At 53.9% G+C, this 24,366-nt stretch carries 16 protein-coding genes; 6 read left to right on the top strand and 10 right to left on the bottom strand.

What is annotated here, in order from left to right:
• Positions 1-38: 38 nt before the first annotated feature.
• Together BM040_RS19550 and BM040_RS19545 are read right to left on the bottom strand one after the other, a co-directional pair.
• Positions 39-1,685: a hypothetical protein gene (locus BM040_RS19550; protein WP_092105116.1), complete on the bottom strand. Its 1,647-nt coding sequence runs from the start codon at positions 1,683-1,685 to the stop codon at positions 39-41.
• 9 nt (positions 1,686-1,694) lie between these two features.
• Positions 1,695-3,287, bottom strand: a complete 1,593-nt coding sequence (locus BM040_RS19545; protein WP_092105174.1) for a hypothetical protein — start codon at positions 3,285-3,287, stop codon at positions 1,695-1,697.
• 295 nt (positions 3,288-3,582) lie between these two features.
• On the opposite strand from BM040_RS19545, the gene BM040_RS19540 reads away from it, so the two are divergent.
• On the top strand, positions 3,583-6,069 hold the full coding sequence (locus tag BM040_RS19540) for a DUF5686 and carboxypeptidase-like regulatory domain-containing protein (protein WP_175491130.1): 2,487 nt from the start codon (positions 3,583-3,585) through the stop codon (positions 6,067-6,069).
• Between the two features lie 574 nt (positions 6,070-6,643).
• On the opposite strand, the gene BM040_RS19535 is transcribed toward BM040_RS19540, so the two are convergent.
• The 5 genes from BM040_RS19535 to typA all read right to left on the bottom strand — a co-directional run bounded on the left by BM040_RS19535 (position 6,644) and on the right by typA (position 14,791).
• Positions 6,644-7,747 (bottom strand): PepSY-associated TM helix domain-containing protein, encoded by a 1,104-nt coding sequence (locus BM040_RS19535; protein ID WP_175491129.1) that lies wholly within the window; start codon positions 7,745-7,747, stop codon positions 6,644-6,646.
• A gap of 4 nt (positions 7,748-7,751) precedes the next feature.
• Positions 7,752-10,091 (bottom strand): TonB-dependent receptor, encoded by a 2,340-nt coding sequence (locus BM040_RS19530; RefSeq protein ID WP_092105110.1) that lies wholly within the window; start codon positions 10,089-10,091, stop codon positions 7,752-7,754.
• A gap of 222 nt (positions 10,092-10,313) precedes the next feature.
• A complete protein-coding gene (locus BM040_RS19525) occupies positions 10,314-11,528 on the bottom strand; it encodes an OmpA family protein (protein WP_092105108.1) in 1,215 nt (404 codons plus the stop codon).
• Positions 11,529-11,774: 246 nt separating this feature from the next.
• Positions 11,775-12,737 carry an aldo/keto reductase gene (locus BM040_RS19520; protein WP_092105106.1) on the bottom strand — a complete coding sequence of 321 codons (963 nt, stop codon included), beginning with the start codon at positions 12,735-12,737 and terminating at the stop codon, positions 11,775-11,777.
• A 248-nt stretch (positions 12,738-12,985) separates the two neighbouring features.
• A complete protein-coding gene (typA, locus tag BM040_RS19515; protein ID WP_092105104.1) occupies positions 12,986-14,791 on the bottom strand; it encodes a translational GTPase TypA in 1,806 nt (601 codons plus the stop codon).
• A 205-nt stretch (positions 14,792-14,996) separates the two neighbouring features.
• On the opposite strand from typA, the gene msrB reads away from it, so the two are divergent.
• The 3 genes from msrB (at position 14,997) to BM040_RS19500 (ending at position 16,789) form a co-directional block, all read left to right on the top strand.
• On the top strand, positions 14,997-15,548 hold the full coding sequence (msrB, locus tag BM040_RS19510; protein ID WP_092105103.1) for a peptide-methionine (R)-S-oxide reductase MsrB: 552 nt from the start codon (positions 14,997-14,999) through the stop codon (positions 15,546-15,548).
• Between the two features lie 198 nt (positions 15,549-15,746).
• The gene (locus BM040_RS19505; protein ID WP_092105101.1) at positions 15,747-16,016 is read left to right on the top strand and encodes a hypothetical protein; all 270 of its coding nucleotides are present in this window, start codon (positions 15,747-15,749) and stop codon (positions 16,014-16,016) included.
• Between the two features lie 434 nt (positions 16,017-16,450).
• Positions 16,451-16,789: a hypothetical protein gene (locus BM040_RS19500; protein WP_092105099.1), complete on the top strand. Its 339-nt coding sequence runs from the start codon at positions 16,451-16,453 to the stop codon at positions 16,787-16,789.
• A gap of 60 nt (positions 16,790-16,849) precedes the next feature.
• Here the strand turns inward: BM040_RS19500 and BM040_RS19495 are convergent, their stop codons facing one another.
• Positions 16,850-17,080, bottom strand: coding sequence for a hypothetical protein (locus BM040_RS19495; RefSeq protein WP_092105097.1), 231 nt, complete (start codon positions 17,078-17,080; stop codon positions 16,850-16,852).
• A gap of 187 nt (positions 17,081-17,267) precedes the next feature.
• Between BM040_RS19495 and metG the strand changes: the two genes are divergently transcribed.
• On the top strand, positions 17,268-19,313 hold the full coding sequence (gene metG, locus BM040_RS19490; protein WP_092105095.1) for a methionine--tRNA ligase: 2,046 nt from the start codon (positions 17,268-17,270) through the stop codon (positions 19,311-19,313).
• Positions 19,314-19,448: 135 nt separating this feature from the next.
• Here the strand turns inward: metG and BM040_RS19485 are convergent, their stop codons facing one another.
• Positions 19,449-20,633 (bottom strand): Pycsar system effector family protein, encoded by a 1,185-nt coding sequence (locus BM040_RS19485; RefSeq protein WP_092105093.1) that lies wholly within the window; start codon positions 20,631-20,633, stop codon positions 19,449-19,451.
• A 412-nt stretch (positions 20,634-21,045) separates the two neighbouring features.
• On the opposite strand from BM040_RS19485, the gene BM040_RS19480 reads away from it, so the two are divergent.
• Positions 21,046-23,034: an adenylate/guanylate cyclase domain-containing protein gene (locus tag BM040_RS19480; RefSeq protein WP_092105091.1), complete on the top strand. Its 1,989-nt coding sequence runs from the start codon at positions 21,046-21,048 to the stop codon at positions 23,032-23,034.
• A 43-nt stretch (positions 23,035-23,077) separates the two neighbouring features.
• Here the strand turns inward: BM040_RS19480 and BM040_RS19475 are convergent, their stop codons facing one another.
• The gene (locus BM040_RS19475; protein WP_092105089.1) at positions 23,078-24,343 is read right to left on the bottom strand and encodes an MFS transporter; all 1,266 of its coding nucleotides are present in this window, start codon (positions 24,341-24,343) and stop codon (positions 23,078-23,080) included.
• Between the last annotated feature and the right edge of the window lie 23 nt (positions 24,344-24,366).

Below are 24,366 nucleotides of genomic sequence, written 5' to 3'. Positions count from 1 at the left end.
TTTATTTTTAGCCGGGGTGGAAAGTATAAATTGCTTACCTAATCGAGGTAGTAGCGCAGCAGCCAACCTTCCGCATTAAATGTCTGGGCTTTTTGCTCGTTGCTGAGCTTAATTTTTGCCTTGCGGGGCACCTCCAGCCTGTTTCTATACTTGGAGTCGAAGATGCGCAGGCGGGAGGCTGGCTTGGGGCTGTTGGCCTCATAGTGGTCTTCTCCGGCGCCACCCCATACTTTTAATTTCATCCCTGGCCTTGCGTCACCGCTCAGAATGAACACGTCATCCCCACCGAGCCCGTAGAGTTCCAGGGTGAGCGTTTCGGAAGGGTGGAAAAGACGCTCATAAAGCAGCTGCTGCACCTCCCTGTCCTTGTGCATTTTATACACGCGCACCAGCACCCCTCCATTTGGCTGCACTTCCACCTCAAAACGCTCGTGTTTATCGGTGCCCACTACCTGTACCTTTTTGGCCAAGGTGGCATAGTAGCTGCGGGCCATTTGGGGGAGTGAATCGCGTCTAGCCTTTAGCTTGCTGATGGTAGATGCGGCGGTGAGCGCGTGGATGGTGTCGGGCAGGGCGGTAAAGGCCTGTTCAATGACTTCATCGGTCAGGGCCTGCTGCACGCTGTCGGCAATTTGCTGCCAGTCCTGCCAGCTCAGGCGGGCAAGTATAAGCTCATCCAGGTTGCGGCCACTGCGGTTTAGCTTCTCCAGCCTGCCGGCACTTATACTTTTGTGAAAGGACTGGAAGTGAGGCTTCACGCCCAGGCGCTGCAGCAGCCAGGGCACGGGGCCATCGTCCATCTTATAGAAGATGTTGTCCCGGTCACGGGGGATGGCTTTGTATACATACGCCTTGTCGCTATACTCTCCTTCGGCCCAGCGCCAGTTGTCCTCGTGGCGGCTCCAGTCGCCGAGCAGCATGTCGAAGAGGCGTGAGCGCAGAAATAGCCTGGCGTCAAAGTAGGAGTCGTTGTCGGTGAGGCGCTCGGTGATGGCGGAGCGGGTGCTCTTTACCTTGGTAGCGTTGCCCATCGGACCATAGTCTGATTGGTCTTTGGCCGGCCTGCGCTCGAGCAAGGCCATGGTGCCGCCTATCTTATCCATAAACTCGCCCAGCCGCGGGTCGTGCGGTACGAATACCAGCTCTGGCTCCAGGTAATGGATGCCGATAGCCTCTGCCATGGTAGGCAAAGCCAGCGGGGCATACGGGTTGGTGGCGGAGGTGGCGTCACGGATAAAATCAGCCAGGTAGCTTTTCTGCAGCCTTTTGGGAAGGGCACTGGCAGGTTCTTTGTCCAGGGAGCGAATCACGTACTCGGTGCCGGTGCTGTCCTGCAGGCGGAGGTTGATGGTTTGGCGGCTGCCGCCCATCTGCAGCGGCTCCAGGCCGCCATGCGCAGTGCCGATGTCCAGCACCGGCACCTCTACAGGCGTGGTCCAGACCGAGCGGTAGTGCTTGCCATAAAAGAACGTATGCAGGCGGCTTCGGCCATAGTGCTTGCCTGCTGCCAGTGTTAAGGTACTGTCGGTGTAATCCGGAACGGTGGCTGCCACAGGAACGGGCGCAGACACCTGCCGCACACTGTGGCTGAAGCGCTTGCCGCACCCAGCCAGGCTGGAAAGCAGAAGCAGGCAAAATAAAGTATAAAAACGGCCCAGAAAGCCAGGTAAATCAGTTTGTCTCATTACTCTTCTTTAAAACCCTTCGCGGTCGAAGGCATGCACCCGCACGTCGCTGGTGCGTCTGTCTTTGGTGTCGGGGCCACCTTCCAACTCTGTGCCGCGTACGGTGTCGTATACTTTCGTCTTCTTACCCCATCCGCTTACTTTCGACTCATCCTTGATTTCATCCTCCCCGCGGCCACCCACTACCTTTACCGTAATCCCTTGCTGCACCTTGCCGCTTAGCGCGAATTCATCGTCGCCGGCAAGGCCGTGCAGGGTGATTAGGCGGGTTTCGGAGCGATGAAAAGTGCGCTGAAAGGAGACGTAGTCGTCGGACTTGCGGCGGACGGTGACCGCTGTTTCCTCGTCGTTGAGCCGCTTTACCTCAAACACATCTTCGGCATCGGTGCCCACTATGAGCACCTCTTTGGCCAGAATCTCATAAAACTTGCTGGCAGCCTTAGGCAGCTGGTCGCGGCGGCTCACGAGCTTGCGCTTGGTCGCCTCGCCCTCCAGTTCCTGCACCGGGGCAGGGAATTGACTCACCGCCTGTGCTATCACCTCATCAGTTATACTTTGCTGCAAGGCCACAGCCAACGAGTCGAACTGCGCGCGCGTTACCTGCGCCAGTGCCCGCTGGTCAATAAAGCGGGAGTTGATGGTGAGCGCGTACACGTCGCTCAAATCCTCGTCAAAGGTCTCAAACTTACGGATGGCCCAGTTGCGGCTGAAGAGCCAGGGGATGATGCCGTCCTGGAAGCGGTAAAAGGCGTTGTCACGGTCTTTGGGGATGGGGCGGTAGTAGTGGTTGCCGCCGCGCTCATACTTGGCCCATTCCCATTGCCCTTCGTGGCGGTCCCAGTCACCCAGGAGCAGGTCGAAGAGGCGGGCCTTAGCGAAGGCCAGCTGGTTGGGATAATGATTTTGCTGCCCGAACACCTCGTTGAGCATCTTGCCGCTGCCCACGATATCCACGGGGTTGCCCGTCACTTCGTCCACCATGCGCTCATCAGTATACTTTTCTTCCAGCATGTATACTTTGTTGCTGGCTGCTTCCTGGTGCTCACCAAAGTCTGCATCGTTGGGGCGCACATACACCAGCTGGGGCGTGGCATGCGGAATGCCGGCAGCCTTGGCCAAAGGCGGGATGATGAGGGCACCGTAGGGATTCGAAGCCGAAATCTGGTCGCGCAGAATGTTCACCACAAAGGTTTTGCGCCAAAAGCCGGGAAGCACCTCCTCAGGGTCTTTGCCGAGGGAGCGAAGGGCGTAGGTCTTGTTGTCGGCGCTGACCATGGTAAAGCTGGTCGTCTGGAAACCGCCGCCTTTTTTTTCGACCGTCAGTCCGCCCCAGGTGGTGTCCATCTCGAACACCGGTACAGTAACCGGAACGCTCCAGACGGGGCGGTAATGGGTGCCCCAGAAAAGACGGTGCAGGAAACTGCGCTCGTAATGTGCTCCTGCCTGTATGGTTACGCTGTCCGGGGTGGCAGAATTGGATTTTAGGTGTTTAAATACTTCCTGGTCTACGACCGGTGTGCTGGCGTAGAAGTTTTTTCTGGCACAGCCAGCCGAAGTAAGTAAGGTGATGGCAAGTATAACCTGCCAAAAATATAGCTTCATGCCGATGTTAGTGCTGATTTGCAACTTATTTAACGTAAACGGGCGGTAATGTTTTCACGTGAACGGTCCACATGTCTTAGGCAAGAGGAGATTGGGTAGAGGGAAGCATAGTGGCAAGTATAGCTATACCAATGTAATTCTATTGATGCACGGCTGCCTGGAACGCTTGTCTTATGTTAACCTGCTGGCAGGAAACCCGGAACAGCATCAGGACTTTACCTTATTGTTGTCTAAACAAATATGCTGGTAAATCAGAGAAATTCTCCTACCTTTGCGCGCTTCAAAAAGTATAGCTTTGCAAAGATTTATCCTATTCACCCTGCTTATACTTGCCTCGCTGGTAAGCCAGGCTCAAACCCGCATTTCAGGTCAGGTAACAGATGCCGCCACAGGCGAGGCGCTGCCTTTTGTGGGCATCTTTGTTAAAAATTCTTCCATCGGTACGTCTACGGACGTGGAGGGCAAGTATAACATCCGCCTTTCCAGCACCCCGGACTCGCTTACCGCTGCATTTGTGGGCTATTTGCCCCTCACGCTGCCCGTACAGAAGGGCGTGGCCACCCAAACACTCGACTTCAAGCTGCAGACAAATGCCCAGCAGCTGCAGGAGGTGGTGATACGCCCCGGCGAGAACCCGGCCTGGCCCATTATGCGGCGCGTGATGGACAACAAGAACGCCAACGACAAGCGCAAGCTCACCGCCTACCAGTATGAGGCCTACACCAAAATGCAGTTCGACGTGGACAACGTGGGGCAGCAGAAAGGCAAGGGCGTCGTGGGCAAGGCCATTGAATCGCTGGTAGACTCACAAATGTATCTGGCCGGCGAGGACGGCAAAAAACTGCTGCCTTTCTTCCTCTCCGAGTCGCTCTCCGACGTCTACTATACCCGCGACCCCAAGCGCAGCAAGGAAATCATCAAAGCCACCAAGGTAACCGGCATCGGCCTGCAGGACGGCACGCTGGTCTCGCAGGTGATTGGTAGCAACTATCAGGATTACAACTTTTACCAGAACTGGGTGAGCGTGCTGCAAAAAAACTTCATCAGCCCGATTGCCGACGGCTGGAAGAGCTACTATACCTATGAGCTGGAGGACAGTACCTACATCGGCGACGACTGGTGTTACGAACTTTCTTTTAAGCAGAAACGCCCGCAGGATTTGGCCTTTAACGGCCGCATGTGGATTACGGCAGACGGCTATGCGCTGCGCAAACTGGAGGCCACTGTCAGCAAATCGGCCAACATTAACTTCGTGGAAAGCATCGCCCTGAAGCAGGAACTGCAGCCGGTAGGGGAGCAGGCCTGGATGCCCGCCGATACCGAGGTGAAGATTAAGATTGTGGGCCTGACGCCAAAGCGACCGGGCATTCTGGCCAAGGTTTATACTTCGTATCAGGAGGTGGTGGTCAACCAACCGCAGAAGCCGGACTTTTTTGATAAGCCGGTGGAGCTACTGGCTGGGGCCAGCAAGCAGGCGGAGAGCTTCTGGGAAGAACGCCGCCACGATACCCTCAGCCTGGCCGACCAGCAAGTATACGCCACCATCAACGCTCTTCGCGAGACGCCAAGAGTCAAGCGCTTCTCCGATATCGTCACCGTGCTGGGTACCGGCTACAAGAGCTTCGGAAAGGTGAGCTGGGGACCCTGGCCTTATACCTATGCGCTGAACGACGTGGAGGGACACCGTTTCCAGGTAGGCGGCAAGACCAACATTAACTTCAGCAACAAGTTGGAGCTTCGCGGCTACGTGGCTTATGGCACAAAGGACCAGGCGTACAAGTATAGCCTGGGTGGGCGCTACATCTTTAACCGCAAGCGTTGGAGCGAGCTAGGCTTTACGCACCAGGAGGATTTGCAGCAGGTGGGCCTGATGTCTGACAGGCTGGCCTCCAGCCCGTTCTTCCTGGGCTTCTCCAGGTTCGGGGAGCTACGCCGGCCGGTGATGGTGCGCGAGTCCAATCTATACTTGCAGCGCGACGTACTGCGCGGGGTAACCGAGCGCGTGAGCATGCGCACTCGCCACTTCGACCCGCAGTATGACTTTGCCTACTATAAAAACGGCCCTGCCCAGCCTGACCAGCTCGCCAGCAGCTTTACCGCCACCGAAGTGAGTTTTCTGACGCGCTACGCCAAGGATGAAGTATACGTGGAGAACGACAACGAGCGCATCAGCCTGGGAAGCGGCAGCTACCCCGTGCTGAGTCTGAAGTATACGCTGGGCCTGAACAACGCCTTGGGTGCTACGGTAGATTACCAACGCGTGGACCTGGGAGTGGAGCAGGACTTCGTGATGGGCCGTTTGGGCAATGCCATGTATAGGCTGGAGGCTGGCAAGATTTTCTCGCCGGTGCCTTACCCGCTCTTGGAGGTGCACACCGGTAACGAGACGCCCTTTTACTACGACGCCACCTACAACCTGATGGATTACTTCGAGTTTGCCAGTGATACGTATGCAGCCCTGCACTACGAGCAGTACTTTGAAGGTCTGCTGTTTAACCGTTTGCCGCTTATCAAAAAGCTCAAGTGGCGCGTGCTGGGCTCAGCCAACGTACTCTACGGCAGCCTCAGCCAAAGCAACCTCGACCTGATGCCAGAGTATACGCCGGCAGGCAACCGGCAGGAGGCCTTTAAAACGCTGGGAGATACGCCGTATGTGGAGCTGGGCTACGGCATCGAGAACATCTTCAAAATCCTGCGCGTGGATGCTTTCCACCGCCTCACCCACCTGGACGAAGGCACCCGGAAGTTCGGGCTCAAGTTCTCGGTGCAGTTTAAACTGTAAAGAGTATAGATTAAAGTATAAAATGCCGGAGCCACAAGTATAAACTTGCGGCTCCGGCATTTTTAGTAGTATAAGTATAGTCTCTACCATCTAACCCCCGCTCGCCTCTGGCGAGTGTGCGCTACCCCACGGCCTCTGGCCGCTGAAATCTATACTTTCAGGCTTATACTTTTATACTTGTTGTGTCATATGGGGGGACGCCACCCAATAACGCACACTCGTCAGAGGCGAGCGAGAGGTGCAGGAAAGGGATAACTGCTCTTTCGGATTTGCAATCCGAAAGTAAATACTATTGGGATTTGTAATCCCTTCCTTGCCCATAGTTTGTTCACTGCAATGGCGGAGTACAAAATCGGATTGCAAATCCACATATGAAGTGCTTCTGGATTACGAATCTGGAAGAGCGAAGGCAGACACCGTAGGCACTCCCATCTTTTTGTCATCCTGAAAGGATCTTGGTGGCAAGTAGCAAAAGCTGACCTCCCTTCCACCAAGTTTCTTTACAGAATGACAAAGAGTTAGAGACTTTGCAAATAGAAAGGGCCTGCCTCCTCGGAGAGGTGGGTTCATTCCACTACCGCACCACCCTCGCTACCTTTCTTCTAACCTGCTTTTGCTCTTGCTGCGGCTGCTGGCGGTAGTACCAAATCACGAAGCCGGAGATGGAAAGGATGCCGGGCATCAGGCCAAAGAAGGCGTAGAGTAGCTTTACAAACAGGCCCGCAAAATCGCCGAAGTGGACGGGATGCAGCGAGGTAAGGAAGCGGTCGAGCAGCGGTTGGTCCCGCACAAAGTAGGGGGCACCCAGCTCACCGCTGGTATAGTCTGCCTGTATTTTGCTGTAGAACTTGCCGTAGTAGGAGGGGTCGGAGTACAGGCGGCCGAGCAGTTGGATCTTGCCTTCCTCATTTACCGGAAAGCGCAGGTACGTGATTTCAAACTCGGGATAGGTGGCCCGCGCTTCGGCCATGGTGGCATCTACAGAGGTGGTAATCTCGGGCACGGCAATTTCCTTTGGCCCGCCTTTGAGGGCGGCATTTACCACCGTAATAGCCAAGGATAAACCCGTAACACACATGAGCAGGTTAAACGCCAATGCCCACACGCCTACCACGCGGTGCAGACCGGAAAATATGCTTCGGCGGCTGCTAAAACTGATTTTTTGCCGGAAAGTAAGCACCTTGAGCACCGAACGTCGGTAAAGTATAAACCCGGTAATGGTAAGCAGCAGCAGTGCCACGCCTATCAGCAGCACCACGATTTTACCCGGCGTGCCTGAGAGCAGGTTGTAATGGATATTGAGCACCACGTAGGAAAAGCGATTATGTGCCTGCCCCACAGTAGAGAGTTTTTCGCCGGTTTCGGGGTGCACGAAGAGCCAGCGGCGCAACTGCCCCTGCCGCAACTCATACAACAGCGCTTCGTCTGGCGAGGCAGGCAGTGCAGGCACCCGAATGTCCCAGCCCGGGTTCTCCGCCCTTACCCATCCAATTGATTTATCAATGTGCAGTGCTTTGGCCGGCGTTTCCAATTTGGCATGGTCGGCAAACATGGCGTCGTCGATGTCATCATCAAAGACCAGAATAACGCCAGAAAGGCTGATAACCAGGATGAATATCCCGGCTATCAGCCCGCACCAATGGTGAATGGAAAAGGTTCTTTTTACGCGTTTCTTCAAAGTATTACCACTTATAGGCTGCTCCTAACTGAAATCTGGCGCCGTTGGCTCTGGTAAAGTTGTCGTTTCGGCCATACCAGTAGGCTTGTGGCAGGTAGTAGGCTTTGTCCAGTAGGTTCTCCACGCCCAGGTTCAGGCTCAGCTTTTCAGTGGCCTGGTAAGAGGCAGCCAGGTTAAACACGTCGAATGCCTTCACCGGACCCTCGCCCGAGTTATAGCCGCCTTTGGCGTTGCGGTCAAAGCGGTCGCGCTCGCCGGAGTATATCCACTGCAGGTTCACGCTCAGGTTCTGGATGGGCTTCAGGTTCAGGTAAGACGTGAACTTGAACGGCGGGATGCGCAGGCTGGTCAGGTACTTGTCTTCGCTGTCGCTATACTTTTCGTTGTTGTTGATGTCTGCCTTGCCTTCGCTGTAAGAGGCGTTGGCGCCCAGTGTTATTTTGTCGGAGAGGAACAGGTCTACCAGCGCCTCAAAGCCTTCCACGCGCTCCGGTGCACGCTCAATCTCGTACACGCCTGCCTCGTTGGCAATCAGGTTGGCACCAAGCTTAGAAGTGCTGATAAAGTAGGCACCGCTGAAAGAGGCAATCCCGAACTGGCTGTGGAAACCAGCCTCGTAGTTGTTCACGATCACCGGCTCCAGGTCCATTTGCGCGATAAAGTCTTCGGTGGCGCTGCGTACGTAACGGCCCACGTCGATCATAGAGAAGCCCTGCGAGTAGCTGACAAACGGTTTGAAGTACTCCAGCCCGGAGTAGCGCAGGCCAAGGTTAAAGGTGTTAGCATTGAACTTCAGTTTTGCTCCCTGCACAAAATCCCCGCCGGCGCCGCTTGCCAGCACCAACTGCTGAAAATCATCCACCTTCACCGACACGTTGTCGAAGCGGTAGCCCGCCTTAAAGTTGAGATCCTGCAGGATGTTGAGTTGCAACTGTGCATAAGGAGCCAGGTTGTGCAGGTCCATCTCCGGCACCCAGGTGCGGCCATCCACCAGCGGCTGGGAGGTAACGTCGTTGAGGTAATCGGCACCATACAACACGCTGCCCTCAATACCGCTGCTAATTCTAAAAGGCGTGTTCAGGTTCAGGCGCACACCCCTTTTAGCGGATTTGATGGTCGATTGCCCGCCACCCTCAAAGTATGGCGTATAGCCGTAGACGGTGTAGAAGCTTTGCAGGTAAGAGCTTAGCTCCAGGTTGGTGTTCAGGAACAGGTTTTTGCCAATGTAGCGCAGCTGGGCGTTGTGGTTATACTTGGTGCCCTCCGGCTCGCCCTGTACTTCGCCCCTCACGCCGATAGATGGCTTCTCGCCATAGATGCCCTCCTGGAGGACATAGTCTGAGTTCTGGCGGCTGCCGAAGTAATTGTACATGCCTTCCAAACGGTGATTGGAGTTGAAGTTATAGCCTGCCTTGGCAAAGCCGTTATACATTTTCGTTTCGCCCAGCCCGTACACCGGAGAGATAACTTCTCCCTCGCCATCGCGCATTACGCCGGTTTTCTCGTAGGTGCCGCTGAACACGTAGTCAAGGTCCTCAACTTTACCGGTAAACTGCTGCGAGATGCGGGCACCCAAGGTGCCATCAGAATGGAAAAGATTGCCCGTGCCGGTAACGGAAGTATAAGCGCTGAAAGGCTGGCTGGTATTGGCCTGCTTGGTAATGTAGTTGATCAAGCCGCCGTCAGCTCCGTTTCCATACACGGCGGTAGCGCCTTTAACCACCTCCACGCGCTCAATCGCGGCAGGGTCGATGGTGCGGATGTCGCGGCTGCCGTTGCGCAGCGGCGTGGACTGCGGTATGCCGTCTACCATTACGAGGGCGTTGCGGCCGCGCAGCGTCTGGCCCACGTTGCTGGTCGTGTTGCTGTTAAAGGCCAGGCCGGGTACCGAGTTGGCCAGGATGTTAGAGATGTCGGTGCTAATCTGCGACTGAATCTGCAGGGTTCGCGAATCGATCACATGCACGGAGGCAGGCGTTTCCGCCAGGGTTTCCACGCTGCGGCTGGCCGATACCACCACCTCATCCAACGTGCTGGTGCTTGCCTGTATGGTTAGCTGCAGGTTCAGGTTGTCGCCGCTGCCAAGGGTGATGGGCTGGCGCAAAGACTTGTAGCCGATTCCTCCTACCCGCAAGGTATAGCTGCCCGGCTTGATGTTGTTAAGTATAAACTCACCGGCAGCGTTAGTGTTTGTGCCCAGTACGGTCCCTTCCAGGGCAACGGTGAGCAGCTCAACCGGCTGGCCCTGAGAAGTGGTTACTTTGCCGGCAATGGTGGCGTTGCTTTGCGCCTGTCCTTCGGACAAGGCAAATAGCCATATAAAGAGGAGTAGAAACTTGCGCATGGATAGTTAGGTGTTCTTATTTAGACTGATTATAATTAGGGCAAAAGTATGGGAGGGGGAGCATCCATGCAAGCCTTATTTAAAATAAATCTAAATAATATTCTCTGTTCAAACACAGGTGTCTACAAACCGAAAAGCCTGTTACCGCGAAGTAACAGGCTTGGTAAAAGATACTGAAAGAATAATTGGGTGGCAGAACCCGGTCGGGCGCTGCCGGTGTGATTATAGTTTTACAAACTCCACCCGCCGGTTATTCGACTTAGCCTCGGGAGTACTGTTCTTGTCAAGGGGTTTGGCTTCGCCGTGGCCTTTGGCAGCCAGTCGGTCAGCGTCAATGCCCTGGTCCACTAAGTATGTTTTCACCGCTTCCGCGCGCTGCTGACTCAGCTTCAGGTTAGAGTTATCATCGCCGTCACTGTCGGTGTGGCCCTCTACGCTAAACTTCAGCTCTGGCTGTTCCTGCATGAGCTTGGCTATACTTGCCAGCGTGCCTACCGACTCAGGGCGGATGCTTGCCTTATTCACATCGAACTTGATGCCGTAAGTAACGATTTTGCCATCGGCCAGCACCTGGTCATAGAGCTTCTTGCCGCCTTGGGCAATCATCACGTTCTTTATCATCGTGTTGGCATCAATGCGCTTATCCACTTCAATGCGCAGGCCGGTTGGCTTGCCGTTCACGTTCGGGATGTTAATCAAGCGGTGCTCGTCGAGGTATACTTTCATGCTGCGCTTGTTAAACGAGATGGCCACGTGCCGCCACTGGTTTTTCACCTCTTTTGCCGCCAACTCCTCTGATTCGGAACCAAAGGTTTTAAACCGTGCCTGGTTGGCTCTGATATCGATGGGATTCCAGAAATCGCCGTTTATCTCTTCTTTGTAGGTTGCATTGTCACTGACCAAATATATCCCATAGGCCACGTTGCCGTTGTCGCTGTCAAAGAACACATCCATTTCTATAGTGAAGGTTTCGGGCAGCCAGTTTTCGCCTTTCATTAGCGGGGTAATGCTTGTGCTGCTCTGCACCAGGTTTATCACCTTCTCATCCCCAAGCACGGCTACCTCAGCATTACCGTGTTTCAGGTCCCAGCGCGACGGAAATTCGCCTACTTCTTCACCAGCCAGGTTGTCGGAGAACATGACCTTATCCCCCGGCACAAAATCATACTTGGTCCAGGCCTTCATTCTGCCTGCCTCCGTTTCGGGTGCACTGCCAGAGCCGTTGTCTGCAGCGGCTGCATCCGCTGTGGCAGTGTTGCTGCCGCTTGTGTTCTTCTTTCCCTCCAGCGATTCATCGATCGTCTTGTCGATCTTCTGATCGATTTTCTGGTTAACCTTGTTTTTGATCTTGTTGGCAACGTTAAACTGGGCCTGGGCAGGCAATATGCCCGCAGCTAGTAAAATTGCCCCGATAAACAGCAAGATTCTTTTTTTCATAGTATCCTTGGTTGAGTGGTAGGGCAAACGTATATAATTTTGTTTAAACTATAAAAAATTGTACATAATTATTAAGTAATAGTAATACACCTTTAGCAAGAGCACCAATGCGTTAAGTGAGCTTGTTAAAATATAAGGTGGGGGGCAGGTAGTTTGGACTTGTTTCGCTGCGAAAGTATAACCCGATAAAAAAACCTTCTCTGGCCAATAGCCGGAGAAGGTTGCGGGTACCTGGCATAATGCTTTTTAAGAGGGTATTGTATAGGCGGAGGCGTTATCGAGCAATTCCATGTCCTCGCTGCGAAGCACAACCTGCGTAGCCTCGGTAAATGCCTGTACATGCTTGCTTTTGGTGGCGCTGGCGATTGGCGCTGTCACCAGCGGATTGTGCATGAGCCAGGCCAGCGCTATACTTGCCTGCGAAACAGCATGCTTTTCGGAAAGAGAATCGAGGGCAGCCAGAATACGCTGTCCCCGGGCGTCGAGGTACTTTTTGATGCCACCCCCGCGAACGCTCTTGTTTAGATCTTCCTCCTGGCGGTATTTGCCACTCAAAAAACCGCTCGCCAGCGCATAATAGTTGATAACGCCCAGCCCTTCTTCCTGACAGATGGGAGCTACCCCTTGCTCGTACTCCTGGCGGTCGTAGAGGTTATAGCCCGGCTCAAATACCTCGTAGCGCGGCAGCCCGTGCTCTTGGCTGGCCTTGAGGGAGGCGCGTAGCCTCTCCGGCGAAAGGTTGGAGGCCCCGATGTAACGCACCTTTCCAGCTTGAATTAATTTTTGGTAAGCGCCAAGGGTTTCTTCCACTGGGGTTTTGTCGTCGTCCCAGTGCGTGAAGTATAAATCGATGTGGTCCGTTTGCAGCCTTCTCAGAGAGTCTTCCGCTGCCTTCAGGATGTACTTTTCCGAAATGTCTTTATGACCCTGGCCCATGTCTGAGCCCACTTTGGTAATCACGACTACCTGATCCCGGTTACCACGCTCCTTCATCCACTGGCCGATGATGGTCTCAGACTCGCCTCCTTTGTTGCCTTCGGCCCAGCGGGAATAGGCGTCGGCGGTATCGATGGTGTTAAACCCAGCCTCAAACGCCTCATCCAAGATGGCAAAAGACTCCTTCTCATTCAATGTCCAGCCAAAAACGTTGGCTCCTACCACGATGGGTGATGTTTGTAAGCTGGTGTTTCCTAATTTTCGTTTGTTCATAGTATACTTTTAAAGGTGGATGTTACATTCCGGCTGCCACAGGCTGCCCTTCGACTAACTGGTTTCTCATAGGTAATGTTTTGGGGCGGGCTTAAGGAAGCAGGCGTTTTACCGGGTTGCCAGGCTGGGATTGGTCAGGTTGAAAGTATAAAAGGCGCCTGCATTCATACGAGGATGCTCTGGCCAAAAAAATAGCCCCATGCAGTACATCCTTGCATGGGGCTATAAGTATTTATACTTTCAGATGCTTACGCATCAGCTCTGGACATGCGGTTACGCTCGTTCTCGTCGAGGTAAATCTTGCGCATGCGGATGCTCTTTGGTGTTACCTCCAGGTATTCGTCCTTCTGGATGTATTCCATGGCCTCCTCCAGGGAGAAACGCTTGGCTGGTGCGATTTTCACGTTGTCATCAGAGCCGGAAGCACGCATGTTCGTCAGCTTCTTGCCCTTCTGGATATTCACAGTGATGTCGTTCTGGCGGTTGTGCTCACCGATTACCATGCCCATGTACACATCCTCACCTGGATCCACGAAGAACACGCCGCGGTCCTGCAGCTTGTCGATAGAGTAAGCGGTGCCCGGACCAGTCTCCATCGAGATAATGGAACCGTTGTTACGGCCAGGGATGGTTCCTTTGTATGGCTCATAAGCCAGGAAGCGGTGGTTCATGATGGCCTCGCCGGCAGTAGCTGTCAGCACGTTGTTACGCAGGCCGATCAGACCGCGCGAAGGAATCGTGAACTCCAGGTGCTGCAGGTCGCCTTTCGGCTCCATCACGTTCAGCTCACCTTTGCGCATCGATACCAGCTCGATTACTTTACCGGCCGTATCTTCCGGCACGTCTACTACCAGTTGCTCGATTGGCTCGTGGCGCACACCGTCAATTTCTTTATAGATTACCTGCGGCTGACCTACCTGCAGCTCATAGCCTTCGCGGCGCATGGTCTCGATCAGTACAGACAAGTGCAAAATACCGCGTCCAAACACCAGGAAAGAGTCTTCACGGTCTGTCTCCTGCACGCGCAGGGCCAGGTTTTTCTCTGTTTCCTTGAACAGGCGGTCGCGCAGGTGGCGGGATGTTACGAACTTGCCCTCTTTGCCGAAGAAAGGAGAGTTGTTGATCGTAAACAGCATGTTCATGGTTGGCTCGTCAATTGAGATGCGCTCCATAGCCTCCGGATTCTCCGCGTCGGCAATTGTGTCTCCGATATCGAAGCCTTCGATGCCTGTCACGGCGCAGATTTCACCTGCCTTCACCTCGGCAACCTTTTGTTTGCCCAGTCCTTCAAACACATGAAGTTCTTTGATGCGGCCCTTCTTGATGCTGCCATCGGCCTTGCACAGGCTAATCGGCATGCCTTCTTTCAGGCTACCACGGTTTACGCGGCCAATGGCGATACGGCCCACGAAAGAAGAGTAGTCCAGCGACGTGATTTGCATCTGCGGGGTACCCTCACGGAATGGCGCAGCCGGAATCTCTTCGATGATGGCATCCAGCAGTGGGGTAATGTCTTCGGTTTTCTCTCTCCAGTCGCGGCTCATCCAGCCGTTTTTAGAGGAACCGTATAGGGTCACGAAGTCCAGCTGCTCTTCTGTAGCGTCGAGGTTGAACATCAGGTCGAACACCTGTTCGTGCACCTCGTCCGGACGGCAGTTTTCTTTGTCTACTTTGTTTACTACTACAATTGGCTTGAGGCCGAGCTGGATAGCTTTGCCCAACACGAAGCGGGTCTGAGGCATGGCACCTTCAAAAGCGTCTACCAGCAGCAGTACGCCGTCAGCCATCTTCAGCACGCGCTCCACCTCGCCACCGAAGTCGGCGTGACCAGGGGTGTCGATAACGTTAATCTTAACGCCTTTGTAGCGAACCGACACGTTCTTGGAAACGATCGTGATGCCGCGCTCGCGCTCCAGGTCGTTGTTGTCGAGAATGAGGTCGTCGAACTGCTGGTGCTCTGCGAACAGCTTAGAGGCGTGGATGATCTTATCCACGGTCGTCGTTTTGCCGTGGTCAACGTGTGCGATAATCGCAATATTCCGGATATTTTGCATTGAATTGGTTTTTCGAGGCGCAAAAATACAAAAAAGCCTTCACACTTTTAGTATTTGCTTCGAAATAAACAGGTTATGGTTGTATTAAATTAATTTGAAGGCCGCATTGGCACGATTTAGGAGCCAAACATTGTTATATTAAAGTTTGTTTCCTAATAGGTTAGGTATTTTAAAAGGCAGGGAGCCTGCGTTGGAAGTATAGGTTATGAAAGTAGCGCAGTTTTTTATAGTGCTTGCATCTGTGGGCATGTTTGCATGCTCCGAGCAAGATGCAGCAGCGAACGTGGCCACAACAGGTTTAACCAGCGACGTACAGCTGGAGGAGGAGGAAAGGTTGGCGCTGCAAAATACCAGCCTGCAGGACACCGTGGTGAAAACAGAGGCGGAGTGGCGCAAAATCCTGACGCCGGAGCAGTATTATGTGCTGCGGCAGGAGGGCACTGAGCCTCCTTTCAAAAACAAGTATGACAGCAATAAAAAGAAAGGCATTTACGCCTGCGCCGCCTGTGGCAACCCGATGTTCAGTTCCCGCACCAAGTTCGACTCCGGCACGGGCTGGCCAAGCTTTTACGCCCCCTTAGCCAAAGATCGCATAAAAGAGGTGGAAGACCGATCGTTCCCCGGCGAGGTGAGAACAGAGGTGGAGTGCGCCCGCTGCGGCTCCCATATCGGGCATGTGTTTGAGGACGGTCCCGAGCCAACCGGCCTCCGCTACTGCCTCAATTCCGCCGCCCTTAGCTTCACAGAGAAAAAGTAAGGTTGGTTATTGGTTGTTAGTTATTCGTTATCAGGTTCTCTGTTGATATGACTAGGGGAAGTTACCCTTCGCTCGTTCCTTACCAAGTATAAACCGGCTACCTCCAATAACCGACAACTATCAACCAATAACTCTCAACTATTAACTAACAACGAAACTCTGCCGTACCTTAAACTCTAAACCAAAAAGTATAGAATTATGGCAGAAATACGTTCTGAAGCCGACAACATAGAAAATACCGCGCAGTGCATTGTAGAGGCCTTCAAACAATTCGACATCAGGGCAGGGGATGTGCTGCCTTACCAGCAGCTGTACCCCTACTTGCAGGAGCGCTACCCGCACTATAAAGATGTGCAGAAAGAGGCCGAGCATCACCTTACCAAAGAAGGATACGTGAACCCGGCACCCGATGGGCTGATGCTGACGCAGGTCGGAGATGCCTACGTTTGGGGAGAAAGCGAGGCCTGAAACCCCTGATTATACTACAGTACAAGTATAAACAGCCCGCGCCCAAAGTATAGCTTATACTTTGGGCGCGGGCTGTTTGCGTTGCTGCCGTTGCAATGAGCCGTGGCTTGCACCTGTGCGTATACAAAAATACCCTAGGTAAGAAACAGGGGTGTTACGTTCTAACTTAAAGTACTAATATCTTGGCAGAGGAGCTGAAGATAGTAAAATCTAGGGTCTCCCCTTGAGGACAAACAAGCACGGGAGTGCGCAGTTTGCGAACGCAGTTCATGGAGGGGTGTTAGCTTTTAGCTAAAGCTTTTGCTACTGGCCTTACACCCCTATTGAGCTTTGCTCGCAAGTTTCGAACTCCCGTTCTCACTTGTCCTCAAGGGGACAGTTTCTTTTGAACTTAATAGCTCTGCTAGCTGGGAAGGAGTAAAGTATAAGCAGCTATGAAAATAAAGTATGGATATAGTATAAGTATAGTATTGCTGGCCGGCTGTACTTCGCTAAGCGAGGGGCAGGAAACGATTCCGGCGGCGCCAACAGTTGAACGGGTAACACTTCGGCCCGATGCCAGCCAGAACCTGCGGCAGCGCATGAACAACCAGGCCAGCGAAATAAACCGCAAGCGCAACATAGAGCAGTTCGACTCCAATCGCCCGGCCATGACGCCCGAAAGCATGCGCCCGCAGCTGTTGCCCAATGCACCCGTAGACTCCTCGAGGCATAACATTAACTGGCCGCAACAGTCCGAGGTGAGGCCCTTGCCTCCGGTCGACCAGCGATAAAAGAAGCGGCCCGAAGTATAAAGCTATACTTCGGGCCGCTTCTTCAGGCAGACCAGAGGCCTACTTTTTCTTTTTCTCCTTTTTGCCAACCTCCTCGGGCTGCTCGTCATCGCCCAGGTGCAGCTCGTCTGGCTCCAGGTCTACGTAAACCTCGTTCTCGGGTGGGGTGTTCATCGATTCGCGGTCGGCCTGGCGCGGGGCCGGGTTTTTTGTCACCTTCTGCTTGCTGTCACGTTCACCTAAAGTGTCGCCATCGTGCTTCGTGGTTTTGAAATTATCTTTGCTCTTCATATAGTTTAAGGATGATTTTGTTTCTGAAACGGAGGCCCTGCAGCGCCTGAAAGTATAGTATGGGTGCATTGCCTGCCCTGTTTTACGGAAAACCCGGGGGCGTAGCCGTATTTCCTGCAGCGGGTTTGCCGTCGCTTGGCCATTCATTCCGCGCTGTATTTGTATATTTGTTTTTTTAAGACGAAAAATGACAACAACTACTCCCAAACGCTATACTGTAACAGCGGCGCTGCCTTACGCCAACGGCCCGGTACACATCGGCCACCTGGCCGGGGTATACCTGCCGGCTGATATCTATGTGCGCTACCTGCGCCTGCAGAACCGCGACGTGAAATTTATCTGTGGATCAGACGAGCACGGTGTGCCGATCACGATCCGGGCCAAGAAAGAGGGCATTACGCCGCAGCAGGCCGTGGATAAGTATCATGAGCTGATCAAGAAGTCGTTTGCCGATTTCAATATCTCCTTTGATATCTACGACCGCACCTCCTCTAAAATACACCACGAGACAGCCGCCGACTTCTTCCTGAAGCTCTACAACGACGGCAAGTTTATAGAGCAGACCACGCAGCAGTACTACGACGAGAAGGCCCAGCAGTTCCTGGCCGACCGCTACATTGTGGGTACCTGCCCCAAGTGCGGCAACGAGAACGCCTACGGCGACCAGTGCGAAAGCTGTGGCACTTCCCTGAACGCGACTGACCTGATAAACCCGAAAAGCACCCTGAGCGGCGCTGTGCCGGTAATGCGCGAGACAAAGCACTGGTACCTGCCCCTGAACGAGTATGAGCCATGGCTGCGTGAGTGGATTGTAGAGGGCCACAAAGGCGACTGGAAGTCGAACGTGTACGGCCAGTGCAAGAGCTGGATAGACCAGGGCCTGCAGCCGCGCGCCGTGACCCGCGACCTGGATTGGGGCGTGCCGGTGCCGGTGGAAGGGGCCGAGGGCAAAGTGCTGTACGTGTGGTTCGATGCACCGATTGGCTATATCTCGGCCACCAAGGCGCTCACCGATGATTGGGAGAAGTACTGGAAAGACGAGGAGACGAAGCTGGTGCACTTTATCGGCAAGGACAACATCGTGTTCCACTGCATCATCTTCCCGAGCATGCTAAAGGCCCACGGCGACTACATTCTGGCGGATAATGTGCCGGCCAACGAGTTCCTGAACCTGGAGGGGGACAAGATCTCCACTTCGCGCAACTGGGCTGTGTGGCTGCACGAGTACCTGGAGGCGTTTCCGGGCAAAGGCGACGTGCTGCGTTATGCACTGGCCGCCAACATGCCCGAGACAAAAGACAACGACTTTACCTGGAAAGACTACCAAGCCCGCAACAACAACGAGCTGCTGGCTATACTTGGCAACTTCATCAACCGGGCCGTGGTGCTCACTCAAAAGTATTATGAGGGAGCCGTGCCTGCACGTGGCGAGCTGACTGACTACGACAAGCAAGTGCTGGAGGTACTGGAAGGCATGCCGATGGTGATTGCCACCTACATAGAGCGCTACCGTTTCCGCGATGCCCTGGCCGAATTGATGAACCTGGCGCGCCTGGGTAACAAGTACCTGGCCGACACCGAGCCCTGGAAGCTGATCAAGACGGATGCGGAGCGGGTGAAGACGATCATGAACATCGCGCTGCAGATTTCCGGAAGCCTCGCCATCCTGATGGAGCCGTTCCTGCCGGAGTCTGCCACGAAGCTGCGCAGCATGCTGAACCTGGCTTTTGGCAACAGTTGGGCTGATGCCGGCGCTGCCGATCTGCTGAAGGAAAGCCACGTAATTGGCAAACCGGAACTGCTGTTCGAAAAGGTAGAAGACGCTGCGGTAGAGGCGCAGGTGCAGAAGCTGCTGGATACGAAGAAGGCAAACGAGGCGGCAAATGCTGTTGTAGCCCCTGCCAAAGAGGACATCACGTTCGACGAGTTCTCTAAAATGGATATCCGCATTGGAACCATACTTGCCGCCGAAAAAGTAGCCAAAACCAAAAAGCTCCTGAAGCTAACCATCGACACCGGCATTGACCAGCGCACGGTGGTGAGCGGTATTGCGGAGTTCTTTAACCCGGAGGAGATCGTTGGGCAGCAGGTAAGTATACTTGTAAACCTGGCGCCGCGCGAGATCAAAGGCATCACCAGCCAGGGCATGATCCTGATGGCCGAGAACGCCGACGGCTCGCTCGCTTTTGTGCAGCCAAGCAAGTCTATTAAGAATGGCGGCACGGTTAGCTAGAGTATAACCCGGCGAAGTATAAACTGCCGCTAAAGTATAAATAGCCGTTAAAAGTATAAACCTCACCCGCTTTACAGGCAGGTGAGGTTTATACTTTTAAGACAGGGCGTCGTGGTTATACCTTCAACTCCCTGCTCAGGAATTGCTGAAGAAGAGCCATGCCAGCACATAGCTGACCAGCACGAGCCCCACACCCAGCGCAAAAACAGTGTAGGCTAGCTTGAGCAGGCGGTATTTCCTGGACAACACTTTCCCCTGCAGGTAGATGTTGTCGGCCATGCTGTTGTAGAGCAGGTTGTGGTCGCGCATGATGTTGCGGATGCCATCCCTGTATGTGCCCGGGTCCAGCTGCACGAAGTCTCCGAAGAAGAGAAAGTCGATCTTGTTGTCGGGCATCACGGTGTTCTTGATGTTGGGGCGGGTGGATCGTATGGCCAGGATGACGGTGACAAGGCAAACTACCGTGAGCAGGATGGAGGGGAGAAGCAGGTGCGGCACGTCCTGGAACTTGCTGAAGAAGGAAGATATCATGATGGAGGCGATGATGGCATTCACCGAAATGAGCATGTTGGCCTTGTTGTCGGCAATCACGCTCAGCTGCAGGTGGCTGGCCATGGTGGTCCGGAACATGGTCTCTATCCCTTTGCTCACTTTCTGCTCCTTCTCCTTGCGCAGGTCCTTCTTCAGGCTTTTGTTTTCCTCCCACAAAGTCTCCAGTTCCGCATTTTCTTTACTTAATTCCTTTCGCTTCTTCTTCAACAGCTTCAGGTTGCTCTCTTTGCCGCCGGAGAAAGCGCGCTTAGCGTACCTGGTAAAGTAATAATGCTTTTTCAGGAGGGCGATGTGCCTGTCCATCCAATCATACTGGCTAAGCTTCGAGCTCGGGTCCGCCGCTTTCTTCTCGGCCCTGGTCACGTAGTCGTCTGCCGCCAGGAAACTGGCAACGGCATCGCAGAGCGCCTCCTCCAGCAGGTCCCGTGGCTGTTGGGGATAGCGTGTGGCGGCTATACTTTGCGAGATCCGCAATATCTCGGCTTTGGAAAGGCCGCAGCTCACCAGGAACTCGGTAACAGGCAGGATCTTTTGCTCTTCCAGCAGTTCCCCCTCCTCATTGCAGTACAGGTCGTGGAGCCATGCCGCCAGCAGCAACAGCCTGTTGTCGCGCTCATTGAAGTCACAGAACCTGCTGATGGACTCTGCCACGGCAACCAGGCTTTTGGTGTGCTGCAGGTCAAACCCCACCGACTCATTGGTACCCTCTATCGGGAGGTGGTGCCCCACAAAGACATTCGCCCTATCCAGAATATCATCCTCTATCATGGTCGCACGGCATTAGGTTAGTACTTGTTCAAAATCACTCAGGGTCCATAACTGCCACTAATAGTATAGAATAAGTTAAGTATAAATGATTGTTAGGTAATTTATGTATACGGACACTTTGGTCATAGGTGTGATCCAGTATATTTAGCGGGTGGCGAGGTTTTTATAGTGTACTGGTGCTCTTCTTTGCACCCACATTCATGCTGGTCATATTCAGGGCTTAAAGTCTGCCTTCAACCAGACAGACAGGTCTTTTTTCGATTATTATAAAGCAAGCTGACGCAGCAGAAAACATTGGACAGAATTGCAAACAATGTGCTATCCTGCAGCATTCATTTTATCTCTGTTGACGTAAATATGAAGTATAAAATATCAATCTGAATTATACCAATAGTATGTAATCGCTTTACAGATGAGCCAAAAAAGACAACTTGCCGCTATCATGTTTACCGATATCGAAGGGTACACTGCTATCATGCAGCAGAATGAGCAGCAGGCATTGGCTCTTAAAAACCGGCACCGGGAGGTGCTGCAGCGCTGTCATCAGCAATACAATGGCCGCATTGTGCAGTACTATGGCGACGGAGCGCTAAGTATGTTCCAGAGCGCTGTGAATGCGGTAGAGTGTGCCCTGGCCATGCAACTGGCATACCGGCAAGTACCGCAGGTTCCGGTGCGCATGGGCCTGCACATGGGGGACGTGGTTTTCGATGAGGAGCAGCTCTTTGGCGATGGGGTGAACCTGGCTTCCCGCGTGGAGTCTTTGGGCGTGGCCGGCAGCGTGCTGATCTCGGACAAGATCCGGGACGAAGTCCTGAACCACCCGAATATCAAGACCTACTCTGTGGGGGCTTATCAGTTCAAGAACGTGGAGCGGAAAGTGGAGGTGTTTGCCCTAGACCACGAAGGCTTGGTGAGACCAGCCCCAGACTCCCTAAACGGGAAGACGGAAGTAAAGAAGAAAGCTTCCCTGCGAACCTCTAAAAGGCCGCCCCCCAAAAGTATAGCCGTGCTCCCCCTGGTAAATATGAGCAACGACCCGGAACAGCAGTATTTCAGCGATGGCATTGCCGAGGAGATCATCAACTCACTGTCGAACCTGAAGGACCTGAAAGTGGCCGGCCGCACCTCCTCCTTCAGGTTCGACAGGAATAACGTAGACCTGCGGGAAGTGGGCGAGAAGCTGGGCGTGAGCACAGTGCTGGAGGGAAGCGTGCGCAAGCAAGGCGAGCGCTTCCGCATCACCGTTCAGCTGACAAAGGTAGAGGATGGGTTTCATATCTGGTCGGAGCGTTACGACGGGGACATGCATGACATTTTTGCGGTGCAGGACCAAATCGCGACAGAAATAACAGAGAAAATGAAGGTGACGCTGCTGGGAAAAGGCAAGAGCAAGTTACGCAAAACCTCTACCCATAACTCAGAGGCCTATGAGCTATACCTGAAAGGCAGGTTCTACCTCAACAGGAGGGGCACTTACATCTTAACAGGTATAACATACCTGCAGCAGGCCATCAAACTGGACCCGGATTTTGCCCTGGCACATGCCGAATACGCCGACGCCAACCTCATGGCCGGCCTCTACGGGCTGGTACCGCCCAACAAGGTGATGCTCAAAGCCAGGCGATCAGCCGAAATGGCCCTTAAGCTGAACCCCCTGCTCTGCGAGACCTACTGTGCCCTTGGGTCCTACTATTGCTACGTCTGGGACTTACCAGAGGCGGAGAGGCATTTCCTCAAGTCGTTGGAGCTCAACCCAAGCTACGCGCCGGCGCACGTCCGCTACGGGCTGAATTACCTGGCCTGGATAAAAGGGGACTTCGCCAAAGCGGAGGAGCATGGTCGGAAGGCCATCAAGTTGGAGCCGCTTAGCGCCATCTGCTTCGGTATCTATGCCCAGATTCTGCACACGGCCGGCAAGTTCGAAGAGGCGCTCGAAGCCTGTAGAACGGGGCTGGAACTGGATGGCAGTTCCTTCCTGTGCCTGCTCTATGAGGGCTACTCTTACCTGTTCATGAAGCAGTATGAGAAGGCGCTGGCCTGTTTTGAGCGGCTGATGGTACTTTCGGACAGGCATAACTTCGTGCACGGGGCCCTGGTGATGACACTGAGCAAAATGGGAGACCTGGAGCGCGCACGCCTGGAACTGAGCAACCTCAAAGAGCGGGCCGAGAAGGAGTACATTGTGTGCACCGTGATCGGGATTGCGGCCGGCTGGGTGAACGACAGCCTGGATGAGGCTTTCCATTACTTTGAGAGAGGCTACCGCGAACACGATCCCCTGCTGGTCTCGCTCAGGCACGAGCACTGGGTTTCCGATGCCGTCCGGGCGGACCCGCGCTACCAGAGGCTGCTGGAGAAAATGAACTCCCCTAACGTGCCGCGGTCACAGCGCGGGTAGTGGCGCCGCACGCTCCAAAAGTATAACCAGCTTAGATAGAAGGTTAGCCCACCGTCACGCCTTTTTCGCTTGCGGCTATTTTAGCTTTCCCGCTTAGTCGCTCCCGCTCTATGTGCTGTACTACAAAGTATAAGCCTATACTTACCGCTATGGCAAACACGCTTAGTATCCACCAAAGCGTATCGAAGCTATACCGGGAGGCAATGGTAGTGCCCAGGTAAGGGGCAACCACGTGCGCTGCTGCATAAGATATAGTATAGAGCCCCAGGTAAGAGCCGCGGTTTCGGTCGTTGGAGCGCTCCACCGAAATAGTAGCCATAAAAGGCATCACCAGAATCTCCGAGAAGCTAAGCAGCACCATGGCCATGTAGAGCAGGGAAGTATGGTGCCCCAGGTTCAGGACCACGAAAGACGAGCCCAGCACCAGCACCCCCGCCGGAATCAGCCATGCTTTCTTTATTTTATCGCCCAGCAGGTACACCAGGATCATCTCGAACAGGAAAACGATGAACCCGTTCAGGGCCAGCAACGTGCCGATGCGCGCTTCCGGCAGCACATACACCTGGCGGTAGTACAAGGGCAGCGTGGAGAGCAACTGGAAAAACAGGATGGCGAAACCGCAGTTAAGGAGTATGAAAACCAAGTACATACCATCGGTGTAAGGCGAGCGCACCTTTTCCGTATTGGCCGCCGCAGATGCCGCCGCCTTTTGCGGTTTGTGCCCCTGCCGCTTCCGGAAGTAGATAAAGAAGAACAGGCCTGCCATCATGGAGGCAACGCCATCGCCGATAAAAAGATATTTGTAAGAAATGGCTGCCACCAGGCCGCCAATGGCCGGGCCGATGGAGAAACCCAGGTTCAGGGCCATTCGGTTTAAGGAAAAAGCCCTGGTTACGTTCTCGGGCCTGGCGTAGTGTGCAATAGAGGCGGAGTTGGCCGGGCGAAGCATGTCGTTTACCAGGCTAAGTATAAACACGCCCGCGGCGATGTACTGGAACTCCTCCAGAAACAGGAACATGAAGTATAAACTGCCCCCGACAGTGAGACTGAACAGCTGCACCTTAAAATGCCCGACCCTATCCGTTAGCCAGCCCCCCAGAAACGAGCCGCTCACGGCGCCAAGCCCGTAAATGCTAAGTATAATGCCGGCCTCCTTTAAAGTATAACCAAGCGACTCTGTAAGGTAAACCCCTAAGAAAGGTATTACCATGGCGCCGCTCCTGTTGATGAACATGATGAGCGAGAGCATCCAGGCAGGGCGGGAGAGGCCGCCAAAGGCGTTGCGGTAAAGGAGGAGAACTCTTTTCATGGCAGTGGACCCAAAGTATGGGG

The organism is Pontibacter chinhatensis, from assembly GCF_900113285.1.
Lineage (GTDB): Bacteria > Bacteroidota > Bacteroidia > Cytophagales > Hymenobacteraceae > Pontibacter > Pontibacter chinhatensis.
This window is presented reverse-complemented; position numbering and strand designations above follow the sequence as displayed.